General features: G+C 40.5%; 24 protein-coding genes and 1 other annotated feature. Of the genes, 12 read left to right on the top strand and 12 right to left on the bottom strand.

Going from position 1 to position 19,638, the window contains the following annotated elements:
- Positions 1-10: 10 nt before the first annotated feature.
- Both ACI3E5_RS11570 and ACI3E5_RS11575 read left to right on the top strand, forming a co-directional pair.
- Positions 11-1,132: a TFIIB-type zinc ribbon-containing protein gene (locus tag ACI3E5_RS11570; RefSeq protein ID WP_015509952.1), complete on the top strand. Its 1,122-nt coding sequence runs from the start codon at positions 11-13 to the stop codon at positions 1,130-1,132.
- Positions 1,129-1,953 (top strand): TPM domain-containing protein, encoded by an 825-nt coding sequence (locus ACI3E5_RS11575; RefSeq protein ID WP_325844977.1) that lies wholly within the window; start codon positions 1,129-1,131, stop codon positions 1,951-1,953. Before ACI3E5_RS11570 ends, ACI3E5_RS11575 begins: the two co-directional genes overlap by 4 nt.
- 199 nt (positions 1,954-2,152) lie before the next feature.
- Here the strand turns inward: ACI3E5_RS11575 and ACI3E5_RS11580 are convergent, their stop codons facing one another.
- On the bottom strand, positions 2,153-3,121 hold the full coding sequence (locus ACI3E5_RS11580; RefSeq protein WP_087627667.1) for a pyridoxal-phosphate dependent enzyme: 969 nt from the start codon (positions 3,119-3,121) through the stop codon (positions 2,153-2,155).
- A 210-nt stretch (positions 3,122-3,331) separates the two neighbouring features.
- Here ACI3E5_RS11580 and ACI3E5_RS11585 point away from each other — a divergent pair, with 210 nt between their 5' ends.
- Both ACI3E5_RS11585 and ACI3E5_RS11590 read left to right on the top strand, forming a co-directional pair.
- Positions 3,332-4,351 (top strand): branched-chain amino acid aminotransferase, encoded by a 1,020-nt coding sequence (locus tag ACI3E5_RS11585; protein WP_005229799.1) that lies wholly within the window; start codon positions 3,332-3,334, stop codon positions 4,349-4,351.
- 148 nt (positions 4,352-4,499) lie between these two features.
- On the top strand, positions 4,500-4,673 hold the full coding sequence (locus tag ACI3E5_RS11590; protein WP_005231922.1) for a hypothetical protein: 174 nt from the start codon (positions 4,500-4,502) through the stop codon (positions 4,671-4,673).
- Between the two features lie 116 nt (positions 4,674-4,789).
- Here ACI3E5_RS11590 and rplL read toward each other — a convergent pair whose 3' ends face one another.
- From rplL to rplK, 4 genes are all read right to left on the bottom strand, one after another.
- The gene (gene rplL / locus ACI3E5_RS11595; RefSeq protein ID WP_003127081.1) at positions 4,790-5,161 is read right to left on the bottom strand and encodes a 50S ribosomal protein L7/L12; all 372 of its coding nucleotides are present in this window, start codon (positions 5,159-5,161) and stop codon (positions 4,790-4,792) included.
- Positions 5,162-5,222: 61 nt separating this feature from the next.
- A complete protein-coding gene (gene rplJ / locus ACI3E5_RS11600) occupies positions 5,223-5,723 on the bottom strand; it encodes a 50S ribosomal protein L10 (protein WP_016610861.1) in 501 nt (166 codons plus the stop codon).
- A 65-nt stretch (positions 5,724-5,788) separates the two neighbouring features.
- Positions 5,789-5,915 (bottom strand) — a sequence feature (ribosomal protein L10 leader region).
- A gap of 63 nt (positions 5,916-5,978) precedes the next feature.
- Positions 5,979-6,668, bottom strand: coding sequence for a 50S ribosomal protein L1 (gene rplA, locus ACI3E5_RS11605; protein WP_005229790.1), 690 nt, complete (start codon positions 6,666-6,668; stop codon positions 5,979-5,981).
- A gap of 100 nt (positions 6,669-6,768) precedes the next feature.
- Positions 6,769-7,191, bottom strand: coding sequence for a 50S ribosomal protein L11 (rplK, locus tag ACI3E5_RS11610; protein ID WP_005229787.1), 423 nt, complete (start codon positions 7,189-7,191; stop codon positions 6,769-6,771).
- 318 nt (positions 7,192-7,509) lie between these two features.
- On the opposite strand from rplK, the gene sdaAB reads away from it, so the two are divergent.
- Together sdaAB and sdaAA are read left to right on the top strand one after the other, a co-directional pair.
- Entirely contained in the window at positions 7,510-8,175 is a 666-nt protein-coding gene (gene sdaAB, locus ACI3E5_RS11615) for an L-serine ammonia-lyase, iron-sulfur-dependent subunit beta (protein WP_005229781.1), read from the top strand.
- 14 nt (positions 8,176-8,189) lie between these two features.
- Complete coding sequence (sdaAA, locus tag ACI3E5_RS11620; RefSeq protein ID WP_010749448.1) at positions 8,190-9,062, top strand: L-serine ammonia-lyase, iron-sulfur-dependent, subunit alpha; 873 nt, start codon at positions 8,190-8,192, stop codon at positions 9,060-9,062.
- A 152-nt stretch (positions 9,063-9,214) separates the two neighbouring features.
- On the opposite strand, the gene ACI3E5_RS11625 is transcribed toward sdaAA, so the two are convergent.
- The 4 genes from ACI3E5_RS11625 to rpmG all read right to left on the bottom strand — a co-directional run bounded on the left by ACI3E5_RS11625 (position 9,215) and on the right by rpmG (position 11,830).
- Positions 9,215-10,705 (bottom strand): DUF1576 domain-containing protein, encoded by a 1,491-nt coding sequence (locus ACI3E5_RS11625; protein WP_325844976.1) that lies wholly within the window; start codon positions 10,703-10,705, stop codon positions 9,215-9,217.
- A gap of 128 nt (positions 10,706-10,833) precedes the next feature.
- The gene (nusG, locus tag ACI3E5_RS11630; RefSeq protein WP_005229769.1) at positions 10,834-11,376 is read right to left on the bottom strand and encodes a transcription termination/antitermination protein NusG; all 543 of its coding nucleotides are present in this window, start codon (positions 11,374-11,376) and stop codon (positions 10,834-10,836) included.
- A 118-nt stretch (positions 11,377-11,494) separates the two neighbouring features.
- Entirely contained in the window at positions 11,495-11,665 is a 171-nt protein-coding gene (gene secE, locus ACI3E5_RS11635; protein ID WP_005229766.1) for a preprotein translocase subunit SecE, read from the bottom strand.
- Positions 11,666-11,677: 12 nt separating this feature from the next.
- On the bottom strand, positions 11,678-11,830 hold the full coding sequence (gene rpmG, locus ACI3E5_RS11640; RefSeq protein WP_005229764.1) for a 50S ribosomal protein L33: 153 nt from the start codon (positions 11,828-11,830) through the stop codon (positions 11,678-11,680).
- A 155-nt stretch (positions 11,831-11,985) separates the two neighbouring features.
- On the opposite strand from rpmG, the gene cbpA reads away from it, so the two are divergent.
- Positions 11,986-12,624 (top strand): cyclic di-AMP binding protein CbpA, encoded by a 639-nt coding sequence (cbpA, locus tag ACI3E5_RS11645; protein ID WP_005229762.1) that lies wholly within the window; start codon positions 11,986-11,988, stop codon positions 12,622-12,624.
- 85 nt (positions 12,625-12,709) lie between these two features.
- Here the strand turns inward: cbpA and ACI3E5_RS11650 are convergent, their stop codons facing one another.
- Positions 12,710-13,219 carry a QueT transporter family protein gene (locus ACI3E5_RS11650; RefSeq protein WP_005229760.1) on the bottom strand — a complete coding sequence of 170 codons (510 nt, stop codon included), beginning with the start codon at positions 13,217-13,219 and terminating at the stop codon, positions 12,710-12,712.
- 505 nt (positions 13,220-13,724) lie between these two features.
- On the opposite strand from ACI3E5_RS11650, the gene ACI3E5_RS11655 reads away from it, so the two are divergent.
- Positions 13,725-14,177, top strand: a complete 453-nt coding sequence (locus tag ACI3E5_RS11655; protein WP_074932913.1) for a hypothetical protein — start codon at positions 13,725-13,727, stop codon at positions 14,175-14,177.
- A gap of 176 nt (positions 14,178-14,353) precedes the next feature.
- Here the strand turns inward: ACI3E5_RS11655 and ACI3E5_RS11660 are convergent, their stop codons facing one another.
- Positions 14,354-15,052 (bottom strand): sunset domain-containing protein, encoded by a 699-nt coding sequence (locus tag ACI3E5_RS11660; protein ID WP_270288077.1) that lies wholly within the window; start codon positions 15,050-15,052, stop codon positions 14,354-14,356.
- 384 nt (positions 15,053-15,436) lie between these two features.
- Here ACI3E5_RS11660 and ACI3E5_RS11665 point away from each other — a divergent pair, with 384 nt between their 5' ends.
- Entirely contained in the window at positions 15,437-15,964 is a 528-nt protein-coding gene (locus tag ACI3E5_RS11665; protein ID WP_074535165.1) for an FUSC family protein, read from the top strand.
- A 60-nt stretch (positions 15,965-16,024) separates the two neighbouring features.
- On the opposite strand, the gene bsh is transcribed toward ACI3E5_RS11665, so the two are convergent.
- A complete protein-coding gene (bsh, locus tag ACI3E5_RS11670) occupies positions 16,025-16,999 on the bottom strand; it encodes a choloylglycine hydrolase (protein WP_325844973.1) in 975 nt (324 codons plus the stop codon).
- A gap of 389 nt (positions 17,000-17,388) precedes the next feature.
- On the opposite strand from bsh, the gene ACI3E5_RS11675 reads away from it, so the two are divergent.
- The 3 genes from ACI3E5_RS11675 to ACI3E5_RS11685 all read left to right on the top strand — a co-directional run bounded on the left by ACI3E5_RS11675 (position 17,389) and on the right by ACI3E5_RS11685 (position 19,613).
- Positions 17,389-17,910: a hypothetical protein gene (locus ACI3E5_RS11675; protein ID WP_325844972.1), complete on the top strand. Its 522-nt coding sequence runs from the start codon at positions 17,389-17,391 to the stop codon at positions 17,908-17,910.
- Positions 17,911-17,926: 16 nt separating this feature from the next.
- Positions 17,927-18,172 (top strand): hypothetical protein, encoded by a 246-nt coding sequence (locus tag ACI3E5_RS11680; RefSeq protein ID WP_015509962.1) that lies wholly within the window; start codon positions 17,927-17,929, stop codon positions 18,170-18,172.
- A 469-nt stretch (positions 18,173-18,641) separates the two neighbouring features.
- On the top strand, positions 18,642-19,613 hold the full coding sequence (locus ACI3E5_RS11685) for a diacylglycerol/lipid kinase family protein (protein ID WP_015509963.1): 972 nt from the start codon (positions 18,642-18,644) through the stop codon (positions 19,611-19,613).
- Positions 19,614-19,638 lie beyond the last annotated feature (25 nt).

The raw sequence follows: 19,638 nt of genomic DNA on the forward strand, positions 1-19,638 counted from the left end.
AGGATTGCTGATGGATGTTATCACACATAAGTGCCCCAATTGCGGGGGCGCTTTAACCTTTGATCCTGGCGATCAAAAATTTCATTGTCCATTTTGTCTGAGTATTTTTACTGAAGACGAAGTCACTGCCTTTGAAGAAAAGCAAAAAGAAGCGCAAATGGCCGCTGATTCTTCTGTAGATGCCACGGCTGCCTCAGTGACGGAGCCGAGCCTTGAAGAAGAAGTGCAGCAACAAGCCAATGCACAAGCGGGACAGATGGACCTTTTCACCTGCCCCAGCTGCGGTGCTGAAATCGTGACGGATGCAACGACGGCCGCAACCTATTGCTACTTTTGCCATAACCCGGTCGTTTTATCTGGACGGCTTTCGGGAGAATTTTTGCCAAACAAAGTCCTTCCCTTTGCGATCGAAAAAGAAGAAGCAACGCAAAAGTTTTTAGAATGGGCGCAAAAGAAAAAATTCGTCCCACGGGATTTCTTCGACCAAGCACAAGTAGAGAAATTGACTGGCGTATACTTCCCTTATTGGGTCGTCGATGCCGAGATGAACGGCTCCCTCTCAGGAATGGGTACCTCCTTGCGTATTTGGCGCGTTGGTGATATTGAATATACTGAACACAAACAATACGATGTCTTGCGACGAGGAAAAATCAAGGTGAATGAATTGCTCAAGCATGCGCTGTCAAAAAACGTCCAACAAAAAATGGTAACTGGCGTTCAGCCGTTTCCCCTTGAAAAAGCTGTTAATTTTCGCAGTCAGTATTTAGCCGGCTTCCAAGCAGAAAAAAGAGACATTGAATACATTGATCTTTCCGACGAAGTCAAAAACGAATTATCGGGGTATGCTGAAAACCTGCTAGCAGGTACCGTCAATGGCTATACTAGTTTTAAACGCAACAATCGATCCATCAATCTAACAAAAGAAGAAAACAATTACGTTTTGCTTCCTGTATGGCTAGTGACCTATCGAGCCGATGATGAAAACAAGAGTGCCTTTTATTATGCGATGAATGGGCAAACAGGAAAAGTCAGCGGTGTTTTACCGATCAGTTACAAACGCTTGGGAATCGTCAGTGGCGCAATTTTCGCGGCAACGACCATCCTCGCATTGATTGGAGCGTATTTCTTATGAAAAAACTATCTTATTTGTTGCTTCTGCTGGTTGGCTTTTTCTTCACCACCCTGCCCGCCTTTGCAACCGAAGAGACAGTCGCAGACCACGCTGGACTTTTTACCGAACAAGAAATCCAGAAGTTAAATGAAGAAGCAGAAGCGCTGAATGCGAAAATCAAAGGCGAAGTGTTTATTCAAACAACGAACAGCAACACGGGAGATATCGAGTTGTATACTAATCGGTATCTTTCGAGACGAATCGGCAACGACAACAACGGATCCGCTTTGGTGATCGATATGTCGCAACGTAAATTTCACGTTTCGACTTCTGGAAATATGATCGATTACCTCACCGATCCACGTCTAGACAATCTTCTTGATGCGGTATTTGACCAGATGGCAGAGGGAAATTATTACCAAGCGGCATTGGTCTATCTGCAAAAAGCAGCTGGTTTTGTGGAAGCAGGTGTTCCTGCCGATCACTATCGTATCGATCGTGATACTGGAAAAATTACTTATTACAAAGTGATGACGCCACTAGAAATTGCTATTTGCTTAGCGATCGCAGCAGTGATCAGTATCGCCTTTTTCATCATTGTTAAATCCCGTTATCAATTAAAAATGGGCGGCTACAAATTTAACTATCTAGAAAAATCAAGTATTGATCTGACTCAAAAAGAAGATCGCTTAGTCAACTCCTTTGTCACAACCAGACGCATCCCCCGTCCTTCGGATAATAGCGGAGGCGGCGGTGGTGGCGGTTTTTCTGGCGGCGGAGGCGGCAGTACGACCCACTCTTCTGGCGGCGGTACTTTCGGCGGCGGCGGACGCAGTTTCTAATCGTTAAATAGTTGTTTTGAATGTAAAAAAGAGTTCCTTCAAACGGGAACTCTTTTTTTTGCTGCTATTCATACCATGAATCGACAAGATCCTTTAGCTATCGTCACAATGATTTTGACCCTATCGCAGGTAATGATATAGAGATCCTTTTGATAATTTCAAATGAACCTCATCGATTTTACTTGAGTATGCTTTTTATTCAAATTATTTCCTTAAACACAGAGAAATCAATATTGCCACCGGAGACCAAAGCCACAGTTTTCTTTCCTCGAAGTAAATGATCGATCTGTCCGCTTAAAATCGCCGCTGTACTTAATGCACCAGCACCTTCTGCAATGACTTTTTCCTTCAAAGCCAAGTAATGGATCGCTTGTTCGATGTCGGATTCTTCAACTAAGACCGTTTCATCGATACGGGTCTTTAAAACATCATAGGTCAGCTCCCCTGCCAAAGCGACATCACAGCCGTCGGCGATCGTTCTACTGCGGCGATTGGCTACCAGCTTTTGCTGCCAGATCGATGCGATCATACCATAAACGCCATAGGATTGAACGCCGATGATTTTGACTTCTGGACGAAGTTCTTTTAAGGCTAAAGCCATCCCAGCGATCAACCCACCACCGCCGATGGGAATAATGACATTATCAACATCTGGAAGATCCTCTAACAGTTCGATCGCAATCGTTCCTTGCCCCTCCATTACTGCACGATCATCAAAGGGAGAGACAAAAACTTCGCCACTTTCTTTCATGGCGTCTACTGTCAGTTGTTTGGTTTCATCAAACGTCTCTCCTGCTAAAACGACTTGTGCGCCATAGCTTCTTGTCGCCTCTATTTTTGTTTTAGCAGCCGTTAATGGCATAAAGATTCGGACATTGATCCCCAGTAACGATCCTGCGAGAGCAACACCTTGCGCATGATTTCCTGCAGAACATGCGATGACACCGCGAAGCTTTTCTGCATCAGTCAATGAAGCGAGCTTGTTATACGCCCCCCGCGCTTTAAAGGAGCCGGTACGCTGTAGATTTTCTAATTTCAAAAATATCGCGCCCTCTTTTTCTTTGCCTAAAATATTACTTGGTGCAAGTGGTGTATGGATCATGATTGGTTTCAATCGTCGATACGCAGCAGCGATTCCCAGACTGTCCGTCAACACTTCCTCAATCACAAACGTTCCCCCTTTTTTGTTTTTTTATACTCTCATTGAAGCACAGAACTTGTAGAAAAACAAACTGGGGAACTCGTACAAGCAAAGAGCACTTCCCTATCCTTTACACGTCAATGTCACCAACTATTCTTACAGAAGAATTTTCAGAAAATAATGACATTTCTTTTCTGAAGTGCTATACTTAGAAAAATTAAAAAAGGGTGTGAACGAATGACAATCGATTGGTCAAATTTAGGGTTTTCTTATATCAAGACGCCATGGCGTTTTTTGGCAACATGGAAAGACGGTTCTTGGAATGAAGGCGAACTTACCGAGGATAATTATCTGCATATCCACGAGGGATCAACCGCTCTTCATTATGGACAACAATGTTTTGAAGGACTAAAAGCCTACCGAAGAAAAGATGGCGGCATCAATTTGTTCCGTCCAGACGAAAATAGCAAACGGATGAATCGCAGTGCCTATCGCCTGCGCATGCCAGAGGTTCCTGAGGACTTTTTCTTAGATGCGGTAAAACAAGTAGTAAAAGCAAATCAGGAATATGTTCCACCTTATGGCAGCGGCGCCACCTTGTATATTCGTCCTCTATTGATTGGGGTCGGAGAAAACATCGGTGTCAGTCCAGCACCAGAGTATATTTTTACGGTTTTTTGTATGCCTGTCGGTCCTTACTTTAAGGGCGGATTGACACCGACCAATTTCATTGTTTCTGATTATGATCGCGCGGCACCAAATGGTACTGGCGCAGCCAAAGTTGGTGGAAATTATGCTGCGAGTTTGTTGCCTGGATACGAAGCCCATCAGCGGAAATTTTCCGACTGCATCTATCTGGATCCAGAAACGCATACCAAAATCGAAGAAGTCGGTTCTGCTAACTTTTTCGGAATCACGGCTGACAATGAATTTGTGACACCAAAATCTCCTTCTATTTTGCCAAGTATCACAAAATATTCATTGCTGCATCTAGCGCAACACTCATTAGGATTGACCCCTGTTGAAGGCGATGTTTATCTCAATGAGCTGGATCGGTTTGTCGAAGCGGGTGCCTGCGGAACAGCTGCTGTTATCTCCCCAATCGGCGGGATCCAAAACGGTGAGGATTTTCATGTGTTCTATAGTGAAACGGAAGTTGGTCCACAAACAAAAGCATTGTATGATCAATTGACCGGCATTCAATTTGGAGATATTGCGGCCCCAACAGGTTGGATCTTTGATGTCCCATTGAAATAGCCACACCCATAGACCATTATAAAACGAACGGTCCACTGTGATCGTTCGTTTTATTCTCTTTCCGCCAACCAATTCCTTTCCATCAGGAGAGAATTGATTGCCACAACTCTTTCGACTTGTTACAATCATAGCAAAGGGAGGCGTAATGATGGGTAAACGACTCGGCTATTCTTTGCTTGCAACAGCATTGTATTTGGTGGTTTCCAATATCGGTAATCTCGTTTTTGGTATCAACCGCAGCTTTAGCTGGACCACAACATTGTGGGAAGCATTTTTCTTTTTTATTTTTGTGTTCCTATTCCAACAATTCCGAAAAAAATAAGCAGTGATCCTCGCTAGTAAGAAACGGGGATCGCTGCTTATTCCTTTTGCAGGAATTTCATTTACAAAAAAAAGCGCCAAATCCCTTCATACAAAAGGATTTGACACTAAGAAAAATTATTTAACTGTTACTGAAGCGCCAACTTCTTCTAAAGCTGCTTTCAATGCTTCAGCTTCGTCTTTAGAGATGCCTTCTTTAACTGCTGAAGGAGCTCCGTCAACGACTGCTTTCGCTTCTTTCAAGCCTAAGCCAGTTGCTTCACGAACTGCTTTGATAACTTTAACTTTTTGATCGCCAGCTGCAGTCAATTCTACAGTGAATTCAGTTTGTTCTTCAGCAGCACCAGCATCGCCAGCTCCACCAGCTACAGCTACAGGAGCTGCAGCAGATACGCCAAATTCTTCTTCGATAGCTTTAATTAAATCGTTTAATTCTAAGATTGTCGCGCCTTTTAGCTCTTCGACAATGTTTTCAATGTTCAATGCCATTTTGTTTTCCTCCATTTAAGTAAGTAGTTTAGTTTTTTAATACTGAAAAATCATGCGGCAATTATGCTGCATCTTCTTCTTTTTCTGCCACTGCTTTGACAGCGTAAGCCACGTTGCGGATAGGTGCTTGTAGCACAGATAGCAACATAGAAAGAAGTCCTTCGCGGTTTGGCAATTTCGCCAATGCAGTAATTTCTTCCAATGAAGAAACTTTGCCTTCGATGATACCGCCTTTGATTTCTAAAGCTTTTGCGTCTTTTGCGAAATCGTTAATGATTTTTGCAGGTGCAACAACGTCTTCGTTACTGAATGCTACGGCAGTAGGACCAGTGAATACTTCACCTAAACCTTCTAGACCAGCTTTTTCAGCAGCACGAGAAAGAATTGAGTTTTTGATAACTTTCATCTCAACGTTTGCATCACGCAATTGTTTACGTAAGCGAGTTACTTCATCAACAGTTAGTCCACGGTAGTCAACAACGACTACAGATGCGGCTGCAGAGAATTTTTCACTCACTTCATCAACGATCGCGGATTTTTTAGCGATAGCTGCTTCACTCATTTATATTTCACCTCCTGATTTTGATGGAAGAGTTTCTTCGAAACGAACGGTTCCTTTGTCTTAAAAAAAGACAATAAAAAACTCTATGCCACCGTAGACATAGAGGGACTATTGAAGGGTCTCAATAAACGTCCTCGGTAGGGAATTAAGGCAAATGCCACCTACTGTCTTCGGTACAGTTAAACTTTTAACCTTGACTACCTTACCATAGATAAGGCAGTCAAGTCAATAAAAGTTTTAAATTTTTTTATTAAATTAGAAAGAAGCTTGTTCTACATGGATCCCAGGTCCAAATGTTGTTGTAACTGAGATATTTTTCATGTATTGACCTTTTGCTGCTGAAGGTTTAGCTTTCAACAATGTTTCATGGATTGTTTTGAAGTTTTCGATTAATTTGTCATCTTCAAATGAAACTTTTCCGATTGGTACGTGGATGTTTCCAGCTTTGTCAACACGGTAAGTTACTTTACCAGCTTTAACTTCGTTAACTGCTTTTGTTACGTCCATTGTTACTGTACCAGTTTTAGGGTTAGGCATCAAACCTTTAGGGCCTAACACACGACCTAATTTACCAACAGTAGCCATCATGTCAGGCGTTGCAACAACAACGTCAAAATCGAACCAGCCACCTTGGATTTTTTGAACCATATCGTCGTCACCAACGAAATCAGCACCAGCTGCTTCTGCTTCTTTGGCTTTATCGCCTTTAGCAAAAACTAAAACTGTTTGTGTTTTACCAGTACCGTTTGGTAATACAACCGCGCCACGGATTTGTTGATCCGCTTTTTTAGGGTCTACATTTAATTTGTAAGCAACTTCAACCGTTGCGTCGAATTTTGCAATATTTGTTTCTTTTGCCAAAGCTACTGCTTCTTCAACTGAATAAGCTTTTGTAGCATCAACTTTTTTCAATGCTTCTTGCATTTTTTTGCTTTTTTTAGCCATTTTGTTTCCTCCTTGATGTGGTTATAACGGTAGAACCTCCCACGTGTCCCATATTTTTCAATATGAAGCCGACTGAGAAGCTACTTCCTTAGGGCTGTAATTATTCTACAGTGATCCCCATGCTTCGTGCAGTTCCTTCAACCATGCGCATTGCTGCTTCAACGTCAGCTGCGTTTAGGTCTTCCATTTTCAATTCAGCGATTTCTTTTACTTGATCGCGTGAAACTTTTGCAACTTTTGTTTTGTTTGGTTCACCTGAACCTTTTTCAACGTTTGCTGCTTTTTTCAACAATACTGCTGCTGGTGGTGTTTTTGTAACGAAAGTAAATGAACGGTCTTCGTATACAGAGATCACTACTGGAATGATCAAACCTGCTTGATCAGCTGTACGAGCATTGAATTCTTTAGTGAATCCCATGATGTTGATACCCGCTTGACCTAGCGCAGGACCTACCGGCGGAGCTGGTGTTGCTTTACCTGCAGGAATTTGCAATTTAACGATTTTTTCTACTTTTTTTGCCACGAGACATACCTCCTTGAGTCCGTGATGTGGTTAATTGGAGATCCAAATTTCTCCTCCCACTTTGGTGATTCATGTGCACACACAAAAAACGTGTGACGAAAGCACACTGGAATATTATAGCATCTTTAAGGAATAATTCAAGGTTTTTCAGCATATTTTTTTGAAAAAATACTCACCATCGCTTTTCGTCATTCCTTTGATAAAAAAATAAATAAAAATCCCTTGCTTTTGGTCTGCTTTTTTCATTCTCTCATTTTTTTATGCTACACTACTACTGGAATTCTTCCCTATTCGTTTACTACTATCGAGGTGAAAAAAATGGAACAATTAAAATACCGCAGTGTATTTGATATAATCGGTCCCATCATGGTGGGTCCCAGCAGTTCTCATACAGCCGGTGCGGCTCGGATCGGAAAAATCGTTCGCAGTATTTTTGGTGAACAGCCAGACAGTGTTGATATCCTTTTGTATGAATCGTTTGCCAAAACCTATCGCGGTCATGGAACCGATATTGCGTTAGTTGGCGGTCTTTTAGGCATGGAGCCAGATGATGCTCGCCTAGCAGACTCTTTAAAAATCGCTTATGAGAAAGGGATCGAAGTCCTATTCGTTCCTAAAAAAGAAAAAGCGGAACATCCAAATATGGTCAAGATGATTTTGACAAAAGGTAGCCACAAACTTTCTGTCACTGGTATCTCGATCGGTGGTGGCAATATTCAAATCTCAGAGCTTAACGGCTTCAAAATTTCTCTGACGCTGGGTACGCCAACTTATGTGATCGTTCATCAAGATGTTCCAGGAATGATTGCAAAAGTAACCAATTTACTATCAGAGGCTCAAATCAATATCGGTACGATGACCGTAACAAGAGAAGCTGTTGGTGATAAAGCAATCATGATCATCGAAGTCGATCAGCGCAATGATCAGCTGGCGCAACAAATCAAAGTTTTGCCACACGTTTACAGCGCTGCGTATTTTGATTAAAGGAGAAAAGGCACATGTTCTATACAATAGAAGAATTAGTAACAGAGAGTAAAAATTATCCTTCCGTTGCAGAGATGATGATTGCGATCGAAGCTGAAAATACTGGCCGTAGTCGCGAACAGATCCTTGCAATCATGGAAAAGAATTTAGTTGTTATGGAACAATCAGTCGCTGAAGGTGTCGCTGGTGTAAAATCGGTGACGGGATTGACCGGCGGCGATGCGACACGCATGAACGACTACCTTGCTGCCGGTGATTTTTTAAGCGGAGAAACCATTCTACAAGCGGTCCAAAATGCCATTGCAGTCAACGAAGTCAATGCGAAAATGGGCTTGATCTGTGCAACACCGACTGCCGGTAGTGCGGGTGTTGTTTCTGGTGTCTTGATGGCCGTACGTGAACGTTTGGCACTGACTCGAGCGCAACAAGTCGACTTTTTGTTTACAGCCGGCGCCTTTGGTCTAGTGATTGCCAACAATGCCTCGATTTCTGGAGCCGAAGGCGGTTGTCAAGCGGAGATCGGTTCTGCTAGCGCAATGGCAGCGGCAGCTTTGGTTTGTGCAAAAGGTGGCACCCCTCACCAAGCGGCTCAAGCGGTGGCGATCACCCTCAAAAATATGATGGGCTTGATTTGTGACCCTGTCGCGGGCTTAGTCGAAGTCCCATGCGTGAAGCGCAATGCCCTGGGATCTTCCCAAGCCTTTATCTCTGCCGACATGGCACTGGCAGGAATCGAAAGTGTTATCCCACCTGATGAAGTGGTCTTAGCGATGTATCAAGTCGGTCGCCAAATGCCTAGCATTTTCAAGGAAACGGCTGAAGGCGGTCTAGCCATGACACCGACTGCCCAACGCTTGCAGGCAGAAATCTTAGAAGCCAATCGTTGATTTTTTTAGAAACGAACACGAATAAAAACCAACCAAGAACAACCAATCGTTGCTTGTTCTTGGTTGGTTTTCATTTTCCCATGATTTCCAGCGACGAAAAGACAAGTAATCCACACTTGTTAAACAAGTAACAAATGACATTGGCGATTTTTCTACTCCCACTCGCCTAACCTATAGTGTTTCTTTTGGGCAACGGGTTTTAATACCTTCACAGGCTCGGAAAATTTAGGTTTTCCTTCTCTTTGATCCATTGGGACCAATGGCTGCTCGCTTTTTTGTGCTTTCAAGTCCATTTGTGGTTTTTCTTCCTGGGTAGCTTGTGCCTGATCGGCTGATTTTTGCCAGAGCTGTTTGCTGAGATCCAATAAGGGAATGATCATCATGGCGACGAGCCCGCCAGAAAAACCATTGTTATACAGATTCAAACCTCCATGTAAGAAATCAATATTCAGTACCATTGAGGCGTGGACAAAACCGACCACCAAGCCGCCTTTCCAGCCATAGGCATTCGTTACTGCACAGAGCATCATCGCAAAAATCGCTGACGTGACTGTAACCGTCTCGTTGATGGTGTATACGCTCAATAGATTGGCGATCGTCACCCCTGCCAATAAAGGCAGCGAGTTAAACACATGAGAACCACAAGCAGAAAAGCCGATGACACAAAAGATCGCACCGATAACTGGTCCATTTAAAACCGCTCCAATACTGACAACGTAAGCCACTAACAAGAATGTCATTAACCCCATATTGATCATCGTATTACAAACGCCAGTATCCCTTAAAATATCTCGCTCGATTTTGCCACTATGCGACCAAATCGCTCGCATATTCAATCGTTTTTTCTTGATCGCCATCAACAAGCCATAGCCGACGAATACCCCTCCTAAAACTAGCATCATAAAAATCAATCGAGGTTGCTGCTCTTGAGATACTAATGTTCTTAGCTCGATCGTCAAGCCAAACATTCGGCAGATGGCAGCGACCAGTGTACATAGCATCCCTGAAGTAAATCCCGCACTGTATAGACTGACGCTTTGAAACAGCGCTTGAAAGTATAAGGCCATAGGAACCATCAAAAAACCGGTGAAGATCCCAATGCCATACCCCATCACTAGACTAAAGTATGGTGGCAAGGAATCATTGAAAGCAAAATAGCTGACGATTGGGGAAACCGATGACCCATAGAGGGCGATCAACAGAAATTTTTTCAATGGTTCGTTCATAAAATACGAATACAGTCGAACGCCTAAAAATATTGGGATAAAATTCAGGAGATTTTTTCCAAAAAAACCATAGCCAGTCACCATGAAGATCGCAGAGACTGCACCGCCCGTGATCGGTACCCGATAGTGATAGCAAATCGAGATCGCTACAAAGGTCATCAGACTGCTATTTAACAAAGCCGTCCCTACCGAGGTCATGGCAATATAATCGGTGACTAAATGACTTTCCGAAAACAAAATCAACTTGAGCTCTTCGATTGCCACCATTGGATCAAAAAACAACATAGCAAAGAAAAATAGCAGCAAATTGAAAAGAAATAACAAGCTATATCCATTATGTACAGAGATCATCCCTTTACCAGGGGGATGAAAATCATTGTGAAACTTTACTCTAAAAAAAGTGACTAGTTTTGACATAGGACCCCTTCCTCTTATAAAGCGCTTACTGATTTTGAGAAAAAAAGTGGGCCAACGAATTGGTCCACTTTATTCTCATTACTGTTATTTTACCGTAAAAGAGTCATTCTTGCTAGTGAATCCAGTAGTTAAATCTTATCTACTTGCTCAAAATCAAGTTCTGTACTCGTTTCACGACCGAACATATCGATGTTCACTTTTAGTTTTTGTTTTTCTTCATCGATTTCTGCTACTTGTCCTTCTAGACCAGAAAACGCACCTTCGATGATTTTGACGGTTTCGCCAATTTCTACTTCCAGTTCAACCGTCCGAGTGCTCATACCGATCGAACGTAAAATTGAATTGATTTCTTCTTGTAATAAGGGCGCTGGCTTGCTTCCTGCACCATGGGAACCAACGAAACCTGTTACCCCAGGAGTATTACGTACAACGTACCAGGATTCATCCGTCATGACCATTTCAACTAATACATAGCCAGGAAATGTTTTATGAACGATTTCTTTGGTTTTGCCGTTTTTTTCTTCTGTTTCTACTTCTTCGGGAACGACGACACGGAAAATATAATCACCCATACCCATGCTTTGTGCACGTGACTCTAGGTTCGCTTTTACTTTGTTTTCATAGCCAGAATACGTATGCAGTACATACCAATTTTTTTCAAAAGATTCCATTTTTTTCGGACTCCCCATCTTTTTGTAAAATAAAAAAACCTCAGCTGCACCGAAGTTTTTCCTCAAAGCGATTATAGCATGATTTGCGATAAATGACTAGCGCTATCAGTAAGAAGTCTTACTTTAGGATCCAATTGAAGACTGTTTGAATCAGTGTGTCCATCACAAAGAACATCAATGCAAAAATAATGGTTGTTTGAATCACCACAAAGGTATCTTTACGTAATTGCTTTTTTGATGGCCAAGAAACGTTTTTCATTTCTTCAACAACATTTTTCAAAAATTTCATTTGATTCCCTCCTTACTTCGTTTCACGATGCAACGTATATTGATTACAATACTTGCAAAATTTGTTGATTTCAAGGCGTTCGCCTTTTTTACCTTCACTGACTGATTTTGAATAGTTGCGGGATCCGCAGACAGAACAAGCCAAAGCAGCTTTTTTTGTTGCCATCTTAGTGTCCTCCCCCTTTTTATAAAGTTTTCCAACACTAAAAATACCATTTATTTAAGAATGTGTCAATTTTTGATTTTCTGTCGTAAAAATATAGTTTCTTCTAATTTTGTGGTATGATAATGGTGTTAAATGGGTATTTGGGAGGGAAAATTATGTTATTAAAAACAATGGTTTACAAAAAACGCGATTTAACAACGGTAAAAGAAACAGCTACTTTAGAAGAAGCACTGGCAATTTTGGAAGAATCTGGTTATCGTTGTGTGCCTATCCTAGATGAATCAGGCAAGATTTTCAGAGGAAATATTTATAAAATGCACATTTATCGCCACAAAGCAAACGGCGGCGACATGACTTTGCCAGTCACTTATCTACTAAAAAATGCGACCAAATTTATTTATGTCAATTCTTCTTTCTTTAACGTTTTCTTCACGATCAAAGAATTGCCTTATATTGCTGTATTAGATGAAAACAATCAATTTTATGGCATCTTGACACACAGTTCTTTGTTGAACATGTTGTCACAGTCATGGAGTGTTGAGCAAGGAAGCTATGTGTTGACGATCGCATCAACTGGTCAACAAGGCGACTTAGCAGTCATCGCAAAAATAATCGCAAAATACAGCAGTATTGCCAGCTGTATCACACTGGATATCGGTAAAGATGAATTTATCCGTCGTACGATGATCACTTTACCAGCGAACACATCAAAAGAATTATGCGACAAGATCGTTTCTCAACTGGAAGCAAAAAATTTCAAAGTTGTGGAGATCGAAGACCTAAAAGCAGAATAAAATAAAAGATCATTCCTAAGAAAGAAAGGAATGATCTTTTTTCTTGTTTTTTGAGAACCATCAAAGCAAAAAACAAGATTTTTTTTTAAACGCGTTTATCGAAACGAACGGCACGATTGATGATATACATCACAGGTGCAGTGATCGTCATCACGATAAATTCACTCAATGCCGTTGTTGCAAAGGTTGGCCAGAAAGGTAATGCTAAGGTGATGTTTAGCATAATCGCAATCAGGAACATGCTTAATGAAAAAACAATTGTATTAAATGCGAGTCTTAAGAAAACATTTGGAATCTTCTTATGTACCAAGGCAGTTGCTCCTAAGGCTAAAAAGCTTCCGAAACCGCCGAATACGACATCCAAGATCCCCATTCCAAAGAACAAGTTATACACAACGACCCCACCGACGACACCCCACATCAATTTTCTGTTGAAAACGACTAAGTGATTCAACCCTTCAGATATTCTGAATTGAATCGCTCCTGAGGCGACTGGTGCGACCAGAACCGTTACAGCAACATAAAGTGCCATAATGATCCCATTGGCTGCGACGACACGCAAACGTTGATTGGTTAGATTTGTTGATTTTTCCATTTGATCCCTACTTTCTCCGAGTTTTGATTACGCGGGATGGTTGATGAACCGCGGTGCGCTTCGCACAAGTACTTATTATACACATTAATAGCCATATATCAATGTTAAACCAGCCAAATCCTTTTCTAAATCACCTTAAAAGCTTTTTTTAAGTCAAGTTTCTCAGCGATTGCCATTCATTCAGTGCTTCTTTATTCTACTTAAACAAGCTAGTCACGGCTCATGAGGTAGCTTTTCTTTTTGGCTTCCAATAAAAGGCATACTTTTGGAAAGCAAACTCAATGAGAAATACTCTTACAAAGCCTACGCTTACTAATAAAAAAGTACCGCTAGTCATGCTGATCTTTCAGATAGAAAACTAAAAAAAGAAGGGAGAGAAGCACTTGTAATCGATGTCGCAAATCACGTGATGGATAATCATATTTTTTTACTTTAAAGAGGTACGCAATAAATATGTTACAATATACTCAAATAAACAAAAGTAAAAGGATGAAAAGGTGTAATAATGAAAAAAATAGCGATAAACTTAACAACTCTCCTTCTGATGGTCATAGCTGTTGGTTGTGGAAATGGTAATGGTAATGAAAATATCACAAAAGAAGACTTACAAAAAAATGACTGGCTTATTGAGATAGATGATGATGATGGTGAGTATGCAGTGATGACAGCCACATTTAGTGAAACGAATCTTACTATTGGTACCGATAATAGCTCGCTACAATCAGAAGAAGATGATGAACTGGAAGAGCTTGGAGTAGCTTTTGACGGGGTAGTCTGGGAAGAATTCGAGTATACCTACAACTATACCCTTGAAGACAATCAGCTAGTGATGCAAGATCCAGAATATGAAACTGAGATGTCCTACTTCTTCCTTGAAAGAGATGGTAAAAATATTATTTTTACATTTATTGAGGGAATGAACGATGAAGATGGTAGCTTTGTGCTGACACCTCGCTAAAAAAAGGATCAGCCTATAAAGCGGGCAGCCAGTAAACTTACTTTGTGAATCCTCATATCTAGCATAAAAATACTATGGAATAAAAAAACTCCTTTCCCGCTGAGGGGAAGGAATTGTTTATAGTGATCGAACCAGTTTCAAGTGCCCGATTGTGTACACATTGACTGAGTCCTTCTCTATTTAGCAGGTCGAAAGCCCGCTTTGTAAGCTTCCACCTCTGTCTTGAACATACGAATCGGACTGGTCGTTTTCTTATAGTATTGACTGCCCGGCAGGTGATAAATCTTTTGTTTTGACCCTTTGATCAACCCTTTGCCCCGTTTATCTACATATTTTTTTCGTCCATCTCGAAAGCCATTATTCGTCGTTCCAGGTGCTTTCCCACCTTTTTTTACCAGCTTGATCTGAATTGCTTCCAATTGAAAGCCAAAGCCAGAAGTTCCTGAGGACTGGCCGTTTTTTGCCCAGCCCATCCAGCCAAATTGTTGTGCATTGACTCGATAATAGACATCATAATACTTAGCGATCTCACCGGTAAGTTTGATTTGGATCGCTTCCAAACGCTGCCCCTTACCGCTCGTACCAGATAGCGCACCATTTTTTCTAAAAGATTTTTCCCATCCTTGTTTCTGAATGGATGTTTTATATTCAATACTTCCTTTATATTTTTCGTTTGTAATTTTTATTTTGATTGCTTCAAGTCGCTTCCCTTTTCCTGTAGTCCCTGACGTCTGAGCGTTTGTTTTCCATGATTGCCACCCTTGAGACTGGACATTCGTTTGATAGCTCACACTCGGTGAAGAAGCAGCGAAAACTGTCACTGGAAAAACAACAAAACCAAGTAAGAAAACAAGTAATACAGAAACTTTTTTCATTTTATCCCCTCCTTATTTTTGATTATCTCAATATAATATCTAAAAAACAAACTTTTTATAAACAATAAGTAGTTTTTTATCAAAACAACTTATATAAATGATAACAGGACTGAAAAATCAAAAGAAGGATCGCTCATGGAAAGGAGCTTTAAACGAGGAATGCGAAAATCAATTCATTTTAAGTTAGGTTTACTTATTGTATTCCTTTCAATACTCAAAGTTGATAAGTGCATAGGATAAAACTAGCTTTTCGACTACTGGTAGAATGTACCTCTCAACGCACGATGAAAGAATCGTTGTTCATTTTTCTGAAAATCTAAAATATGAGTGCTTGCGATATGGTATAATCTATTTCGTTGAAATTGTTTTGAGAGGATGGCATGATTGAAATTATTTGGATTGACCTTTGGCTTAAGAAATGTAAAAACTGGCATTAGTGTATTTCTATGTATTTTGATTAGTTTTCTTTTGAATCGTGAAACGTATGTTGTATCGACGATCACAGCTGTTTTCACATTACGAGAAGACCATGAAAACACTGTCAAATACGGGAAACATCGGATTGCCGGCAACAGCTTTGGCGCAATCGCTTCCGTGTTTTGTATTGCGATATTTAACTTTTTCGGACATTCCTCCGTTATACAAATCATTGCGATCCCTTTAGTGATCATGTTGATGATCGCTTTATTGGTCAAATTTGATTACTCCGAGGGAACAGTTGGCGCCTGTGCCACACTATTGACGATTTTATTTATGATTCCTCAAACTGAATCATACTTGTATGCCTTTAACCGGATTATTGACAGCTTCATAGGCATGACGATCGCCATACTGGTAAATCGCTTTTTTCCATTCCCCAATAAACGCACTGCACAAACGAAGGCAACACCGAGTCAGAGCGATTCGGTTTGAAACAAAGCAGAAAAAGAACCCCATCTCAAAACGGCATTGAGATGGGGTTTTAAAAATGGATCAATTACTGAAAAATACTTGTTGGTCTTCAACTAATGGATAAGCGATCGGTACATTGCCTTCCAAATCTTCTTTATTCATATCGACTGCAACGATCTGACTATTTTCATACGTACGATAGTAATAGATCCCTTTGTCTGTATTGCAGCAAGAAGTATAAATCGTGTATTCATAGTTTTCATTTCCAGTATCACATAGTCCTTTTTGCTGTTCGACAGAACCTAGAATATGGAAAAACTGACTAATGCTTTCGGATTCAGATTCTCCAGAAACGGAATTCAATCGGGTAAATGCCGCTTTGACAAAACGAGACATCGAAGAAAGATCTCCTGGCAGACCTAAGCCCCCCATTCCACGACTGTACTCATCAAAATCCAGCTTGTCAGAAAAATGCGTTTCTGGTGTTTTCGATGATAACACACGGTAGTTATTCAAATTGAATAACTGGTAGTCAAATGGCGGATTATTCGTTAAGACCCCGACCGGATTTTCATGAATATGAAGACCATCACTCATACTCTCAACAACGATGGCACTCTTTTTATCAGCAATCACCCAATGCAATGGTGATAATGGTAGTTCTTCACTAAAATTGATTTTTACCAGATTAACCTTCGCCAACAGGGCTTTTGCCTCTTCCACGGTAGCGCATTGTCCTAGTAACCATGGGATGAATTCAAAAGGCGTGACATTTTCTTTCCCCTCTTGGAACTCATTGTATACAGCATTTTCTGGAAAATTCAAACCAGCGATACCTAAGCCTTTTTCGTTGACCGCATCATAATAGAGTGGGTATTCAGCGACTCCAGCAGCAATCCCGATCATCGCATAATGGTGATTTATTTCACTTACTTTGCGAAATTTCAATTGGTAATTTCTCGGAGTAATGGTCACCACTTCTTTATAAGAAACATCGTAATCAAAATTTCTGCCAAAATAATGATCCTTCGTTACATACGTTAGCGCAGTACACATCCTAATTCCTCCTAAAATAAGTTTTTACACCTTTAATTTACTCCTATCGCATTTTTTTAACAAGTAAAACGGAAGAAATATTAATAAAAAAATAGTTAGATATATTATGATTGTTTTAATACTACAAAACAACAAAAATCAGCTATCTTGATAGTCCTCCCATCGATGAAAGCGCAAATTTATTCAAATTTAACCACATTGTCACGTATAAATTGTTAAACAATGATTAAAAATAGGAATATTTCTTTATTTAAGAAGTGCTTAAATGTAAAATAGATAGAGTATTAGGAAAGAATGGTAACCGTTCTTTTTTTACAATACAAAAATACTAATTCATCGAAAATTATAAAAAGAAATTATCGTTTTCTTTGAACAAAGGGGATAAACAAATGAAAAAGACTCTATTTGGATTTGTGTTGGTAACGGCCTTATTTATGGCTGGCTGCTCGAGTGAAGACGCGGAAAGTGATACTGTCGAATCCTCACAACAAACAACAGAAACCACGACGGCGCCATCTGAAGATGATGAAGAGATAGATGATTCAGACGAAACTGATGATTCTGATGCCGACATCAGTGAAAGTTCTGAAGAAGAAACTGACAGCGAAGCGAATCAAGTATCTGCTGACGATTTAGAAGTACAAATTGAAAAATTATCCGATACGTACGCTGAAATGATTGCAGAAGTGGAGGGTTATATTGCGAATCCTGACACGTATGACTTAACAGCCTACACCTCTATCATGCGCAATTATACTGATTTGATGAGAGAATTACAAACGACTACAGAAGCAATTGAAGCTGCTGATTTAGGTGACGGCTGGGCCTATTACGATATCTATATGGATATTTTGGAGGACTCTGTAAAACTAACAGAAGCTTTCGGTAATTTACCAGAAATGCAGCCATAATTAAAGGAGAAATGCGATGAAAAAAGTACTAATCAAACTGGTACGAATCTTAAGCATTATCGCGATTATTTTAAATGTGATAGGCACTTCTGCTCTGTTTTATATTGCTCACACTCATAATTTACTGGGATTTATGATTCAAACTTGGCAAAATAATCCATTAAATTTTAGTAATTCAGATGTGCTGATAATCAATAATGCGATTATATTTTTGGTGATTCCAATTTTACTTTTAACATTCGTGAAAAATCCCAAAAAATAGTCTTTCGTGGCTGCTCGAGCCGTAAACTTTAAAAGCAAAATCGTTTGTCCATCGATTTTGCTTTTTTTTACCTTTCCTTTAGAAAGTTTAAAATTCTCTAAAAAGCACAAAGTAAATATTGTAAGCGATTGCTAAAACAGGAAAACCTGCTATACTGTAAGTGTAAGGAGCAAGGATTCCCAGTAAAGCAGACGAAGCAGGTTCTGCAAGAAAAGAATTGTTGTCAACTTAGAATAAAAGACAAAGGATGTGGGAATTTGAGTTACTCCTTACTAATTGAATAGGATTCGGCGATGGGCATCGTTACCTGAGGATCAAAGTGGACATAAGAACCTTTGAGAACCTAGAATGCACAATCGTCGAATCTATTTTTTTGCTCTTTTTTTCAGGCATCGTCCCCCCTCCTTCTGTCGAAACATGCTATAATTAATCGCATTGAACGAAAAAACGATATGGAGCTATTCATAAAATGAACTATTATTATCACTTCCTCGTGAACCCTGCCTCAGGCAGTGGACGAGGAAAAAAAGCGGTGGAACGTGTGCAAAAAATCGTAAAAAAACATCGTTTCCCCCATCAAGTCTATGTAACAAAGTCTCCAGGTGATGAACGAACGATCACACGAAAACTCTTAAAAGAACGCCTCATTCCTTGGGATGAGGTCTATTTAGAAAATGGCGAGATGCTTTATCCATTATTGGTGGTTATCGGCGGTGATGGAACGTTGCACCAAGTAGTATCAGAGTTACAACTTGAACAACAACAAATCCCCGTTGCCTATATCCCTGCTGGTTCAGGAAATGATTTTGCTCGGAGTATTGAGTTGCCGCGGGAACCAGAAAAAGCATTTTGGAAAATTGCTGGTACTACTAAACCTCAAGAATTGACCATTATCCGTTATGAGGAGCAGATCCAAGAAGAAAATGGCATTGCCCTTAACAATGTCGGGATTGGTCTTGATGCGGCAATCGTCTATACCACCAATCACTCTGTGGCAAAAAGCAATCTAAATAAGTTTAATCTTGGCTCCTTTTCCTATATCGCTGCAATTATTCGGGTTTTGTTTCGCCAAAAAGGCTTCCCGATCTTAGTTGAGTGCAATGGGCAGCAGTTCAGTTACAAAAAAGCTTTTTTATGTACCACGACCAATCATCCTTACTTTGGCGGCGGTGTGGCGATTGCCCCAACTGCTTCAGTCAAAGAGAAAAAGTTTGATTTCGTTCTTGTCGAACGTGTGTCGCTTTTTAAGATTTTTTGGCTGATCGGCTTACTGATGCGAAAGAAACACATGAATTCACGTTACTTTCACCATCTTTCCACTTCGAAGCTGAGAATCATCTCCACCGTTCCTCAACATGGACAAGAAGATGGCGAGGAAATGGGGCAACGCCCCTTTGATATTACCTTTACCACGGCTTCACAATTATTCTGGTGCCCATAAAAAAACGATACAAATCGCTGCTGAT

This window comes from Candidatus Enterococcus avicola (genome assembly GCF_047470845.1).
Taxonomy (GTDB): Bacteria; Bacillota; Bacilli; order Lactobacillales; family Enterococcaceae; genus Enterococcus_D; species Enterococcus_D casseliflavus.

Excerpts from the sequence above, each read along its gene's own strand:
- ACI3E5_RS11570 (WP_015509952.1), top strand. The coding sequence starts at position 11 with ATGGATGTTATCACACATAAGTGCCCCAATTGCGGGGGCGCTTTAACC.
- ACI3E5_RS11575 (WP_325844977.1), top strand. The coding sequence starts at position 1,129 with ATGAAAAAACTATCTTATTTGTTGCTTCTGCTGGTTGGCTTTTTCTTC.
- ACI3E5_RS11585 (WP_005229799.1), top strand. The coding sequence starts at position 3,332 with ATGACAATCGATTGGTCAAATTTAGGGTTTTCTTATATCAAGACGCCA.
- ACI3E5_RS11590 (WP_005231922.1), top strand. The coding sequence starts at position 4,500 with ATGGGTAAACGACTCGGCTATTCTTTGCTTGCAACAGCATTGTATTTG.
- rplL (WP_003127081.1), bottom strand. The coding sequence starts at position 5,161 with ATGGCATTGAACATTGAAAACATTGTCGAAGAGCTAAAAGGCGCGACA.
- rplJ (WP_016610861.1), bottom strand. The coding sequence starts at position 5,723 with ATGAGTGAAGCAGCTATCGCTAAAAAATCCGCGATCGTTGATGAAGTG.
- rplA (WP_005229790.1), bottom strand. The coding sequence starts at position 6,668 with ATGGCTAAAAAAAGCAAAAAAATGCAAGAAGCATTGAAAAAAGTTGAT.
- sdaAB (WP_005229781.1), top strand. The coding sequence starts at position 7,510 with ATGGAACAATTAAAATACCGCAGTGTATTTGATATAATCGGTCCCATC.
- sdaAA (WP_010749448.1), top strand. The coding sequence starts at position 8,190 with ATGTTCTATACAATAGAAGAATTAGTAACAGAGAGTAAAAATTATCCT.
- ACI3E5_RS11625 (WP_325844976.1), bottom strand. The coding sequence starts at position 10,705 with ATGTCAAAACTAGTCACTTTTTTTAGAGTAAAGTTTCACAATGATTTT.
- nusG (WP_005229769.1), bottom strand. The coding sequence starts at position 11,376 with ATGGAATCTTTTGAAAAAAATTGGTATGTACTGCATACGTATTCTGGC.
- secE (WP_005229766.1), bottom strand. The coding sequence starts at position 11,665 with ATGAAATTTTTGAAAAATGTTGTTGAAGAAATGAAAAACGTTTCTTGG.
- rpmG (WP_005229764.1), bottom strand. The coding sequence starts at position 11,830 with ATGGCAACAAAAAAAGCTGCTTTGGCTTGTTCTGTCTGCGGATCCCGC.
- cbpA (WP_005229762.1), top strand. The coding sequence starts at position 11,986 with ATGTTATTAAAAACAATGGTTTACAAAAAACGCGATTTAACAACGGTA.
- ACI3E5_RS11650 (WP_005229760.1), bottom strand. The coding sequence starts at position 13,219 with ATGGAAAAATCAACAAATCTAACCAATCAACGTTTGCGTGTCGTCGCA.
- ACI3E5_RS11655 (WP_074932913.1), top strand. The coding sequence starts at position 13,725 with ATGAAAAAAATAGCGATAAACTTAACAACTCTCCTTCTGATGGTCATA.
- ACI3E5_RS11660 (WP_270288077.1), bottom strand. The coding sequence starts at position 15,052 with ATGAAAAAAGTTTCTGTATTACTTGTTTTCTTACTTGGTTTTGTTGTT.
- bsh (WP_325844973.1), bottom strand. The coding sequence starts at position 16,999 with ATGTGTACTGCGCTAACGTATGTAACGAAGGATCATTATTTTGGCAGA.
- ACI3E5_RS11675 (WP_325844972.1), top strand. The coding sequence starts at position 17,389 with ATGAAAAAGACTCTATTTGGATTTGTGTTGGTAACGGCCTTATTTATG.
- ACI3E5_RS11680 (WP_015509962.1), top strand. The coding sequence starts at position 17,927 with ATGAAAAAAGTACTAATCAAACTGGTACGAATCTTAAGCATTATCGCG.
- ACI3E5_RS11685 (WP_015509963.1), top strand. The coding sequence starts at position 18,642 with ATGAACTATTATTATCACTTCCTCGTGAACCCTGCCTCAGGCAGTGGA.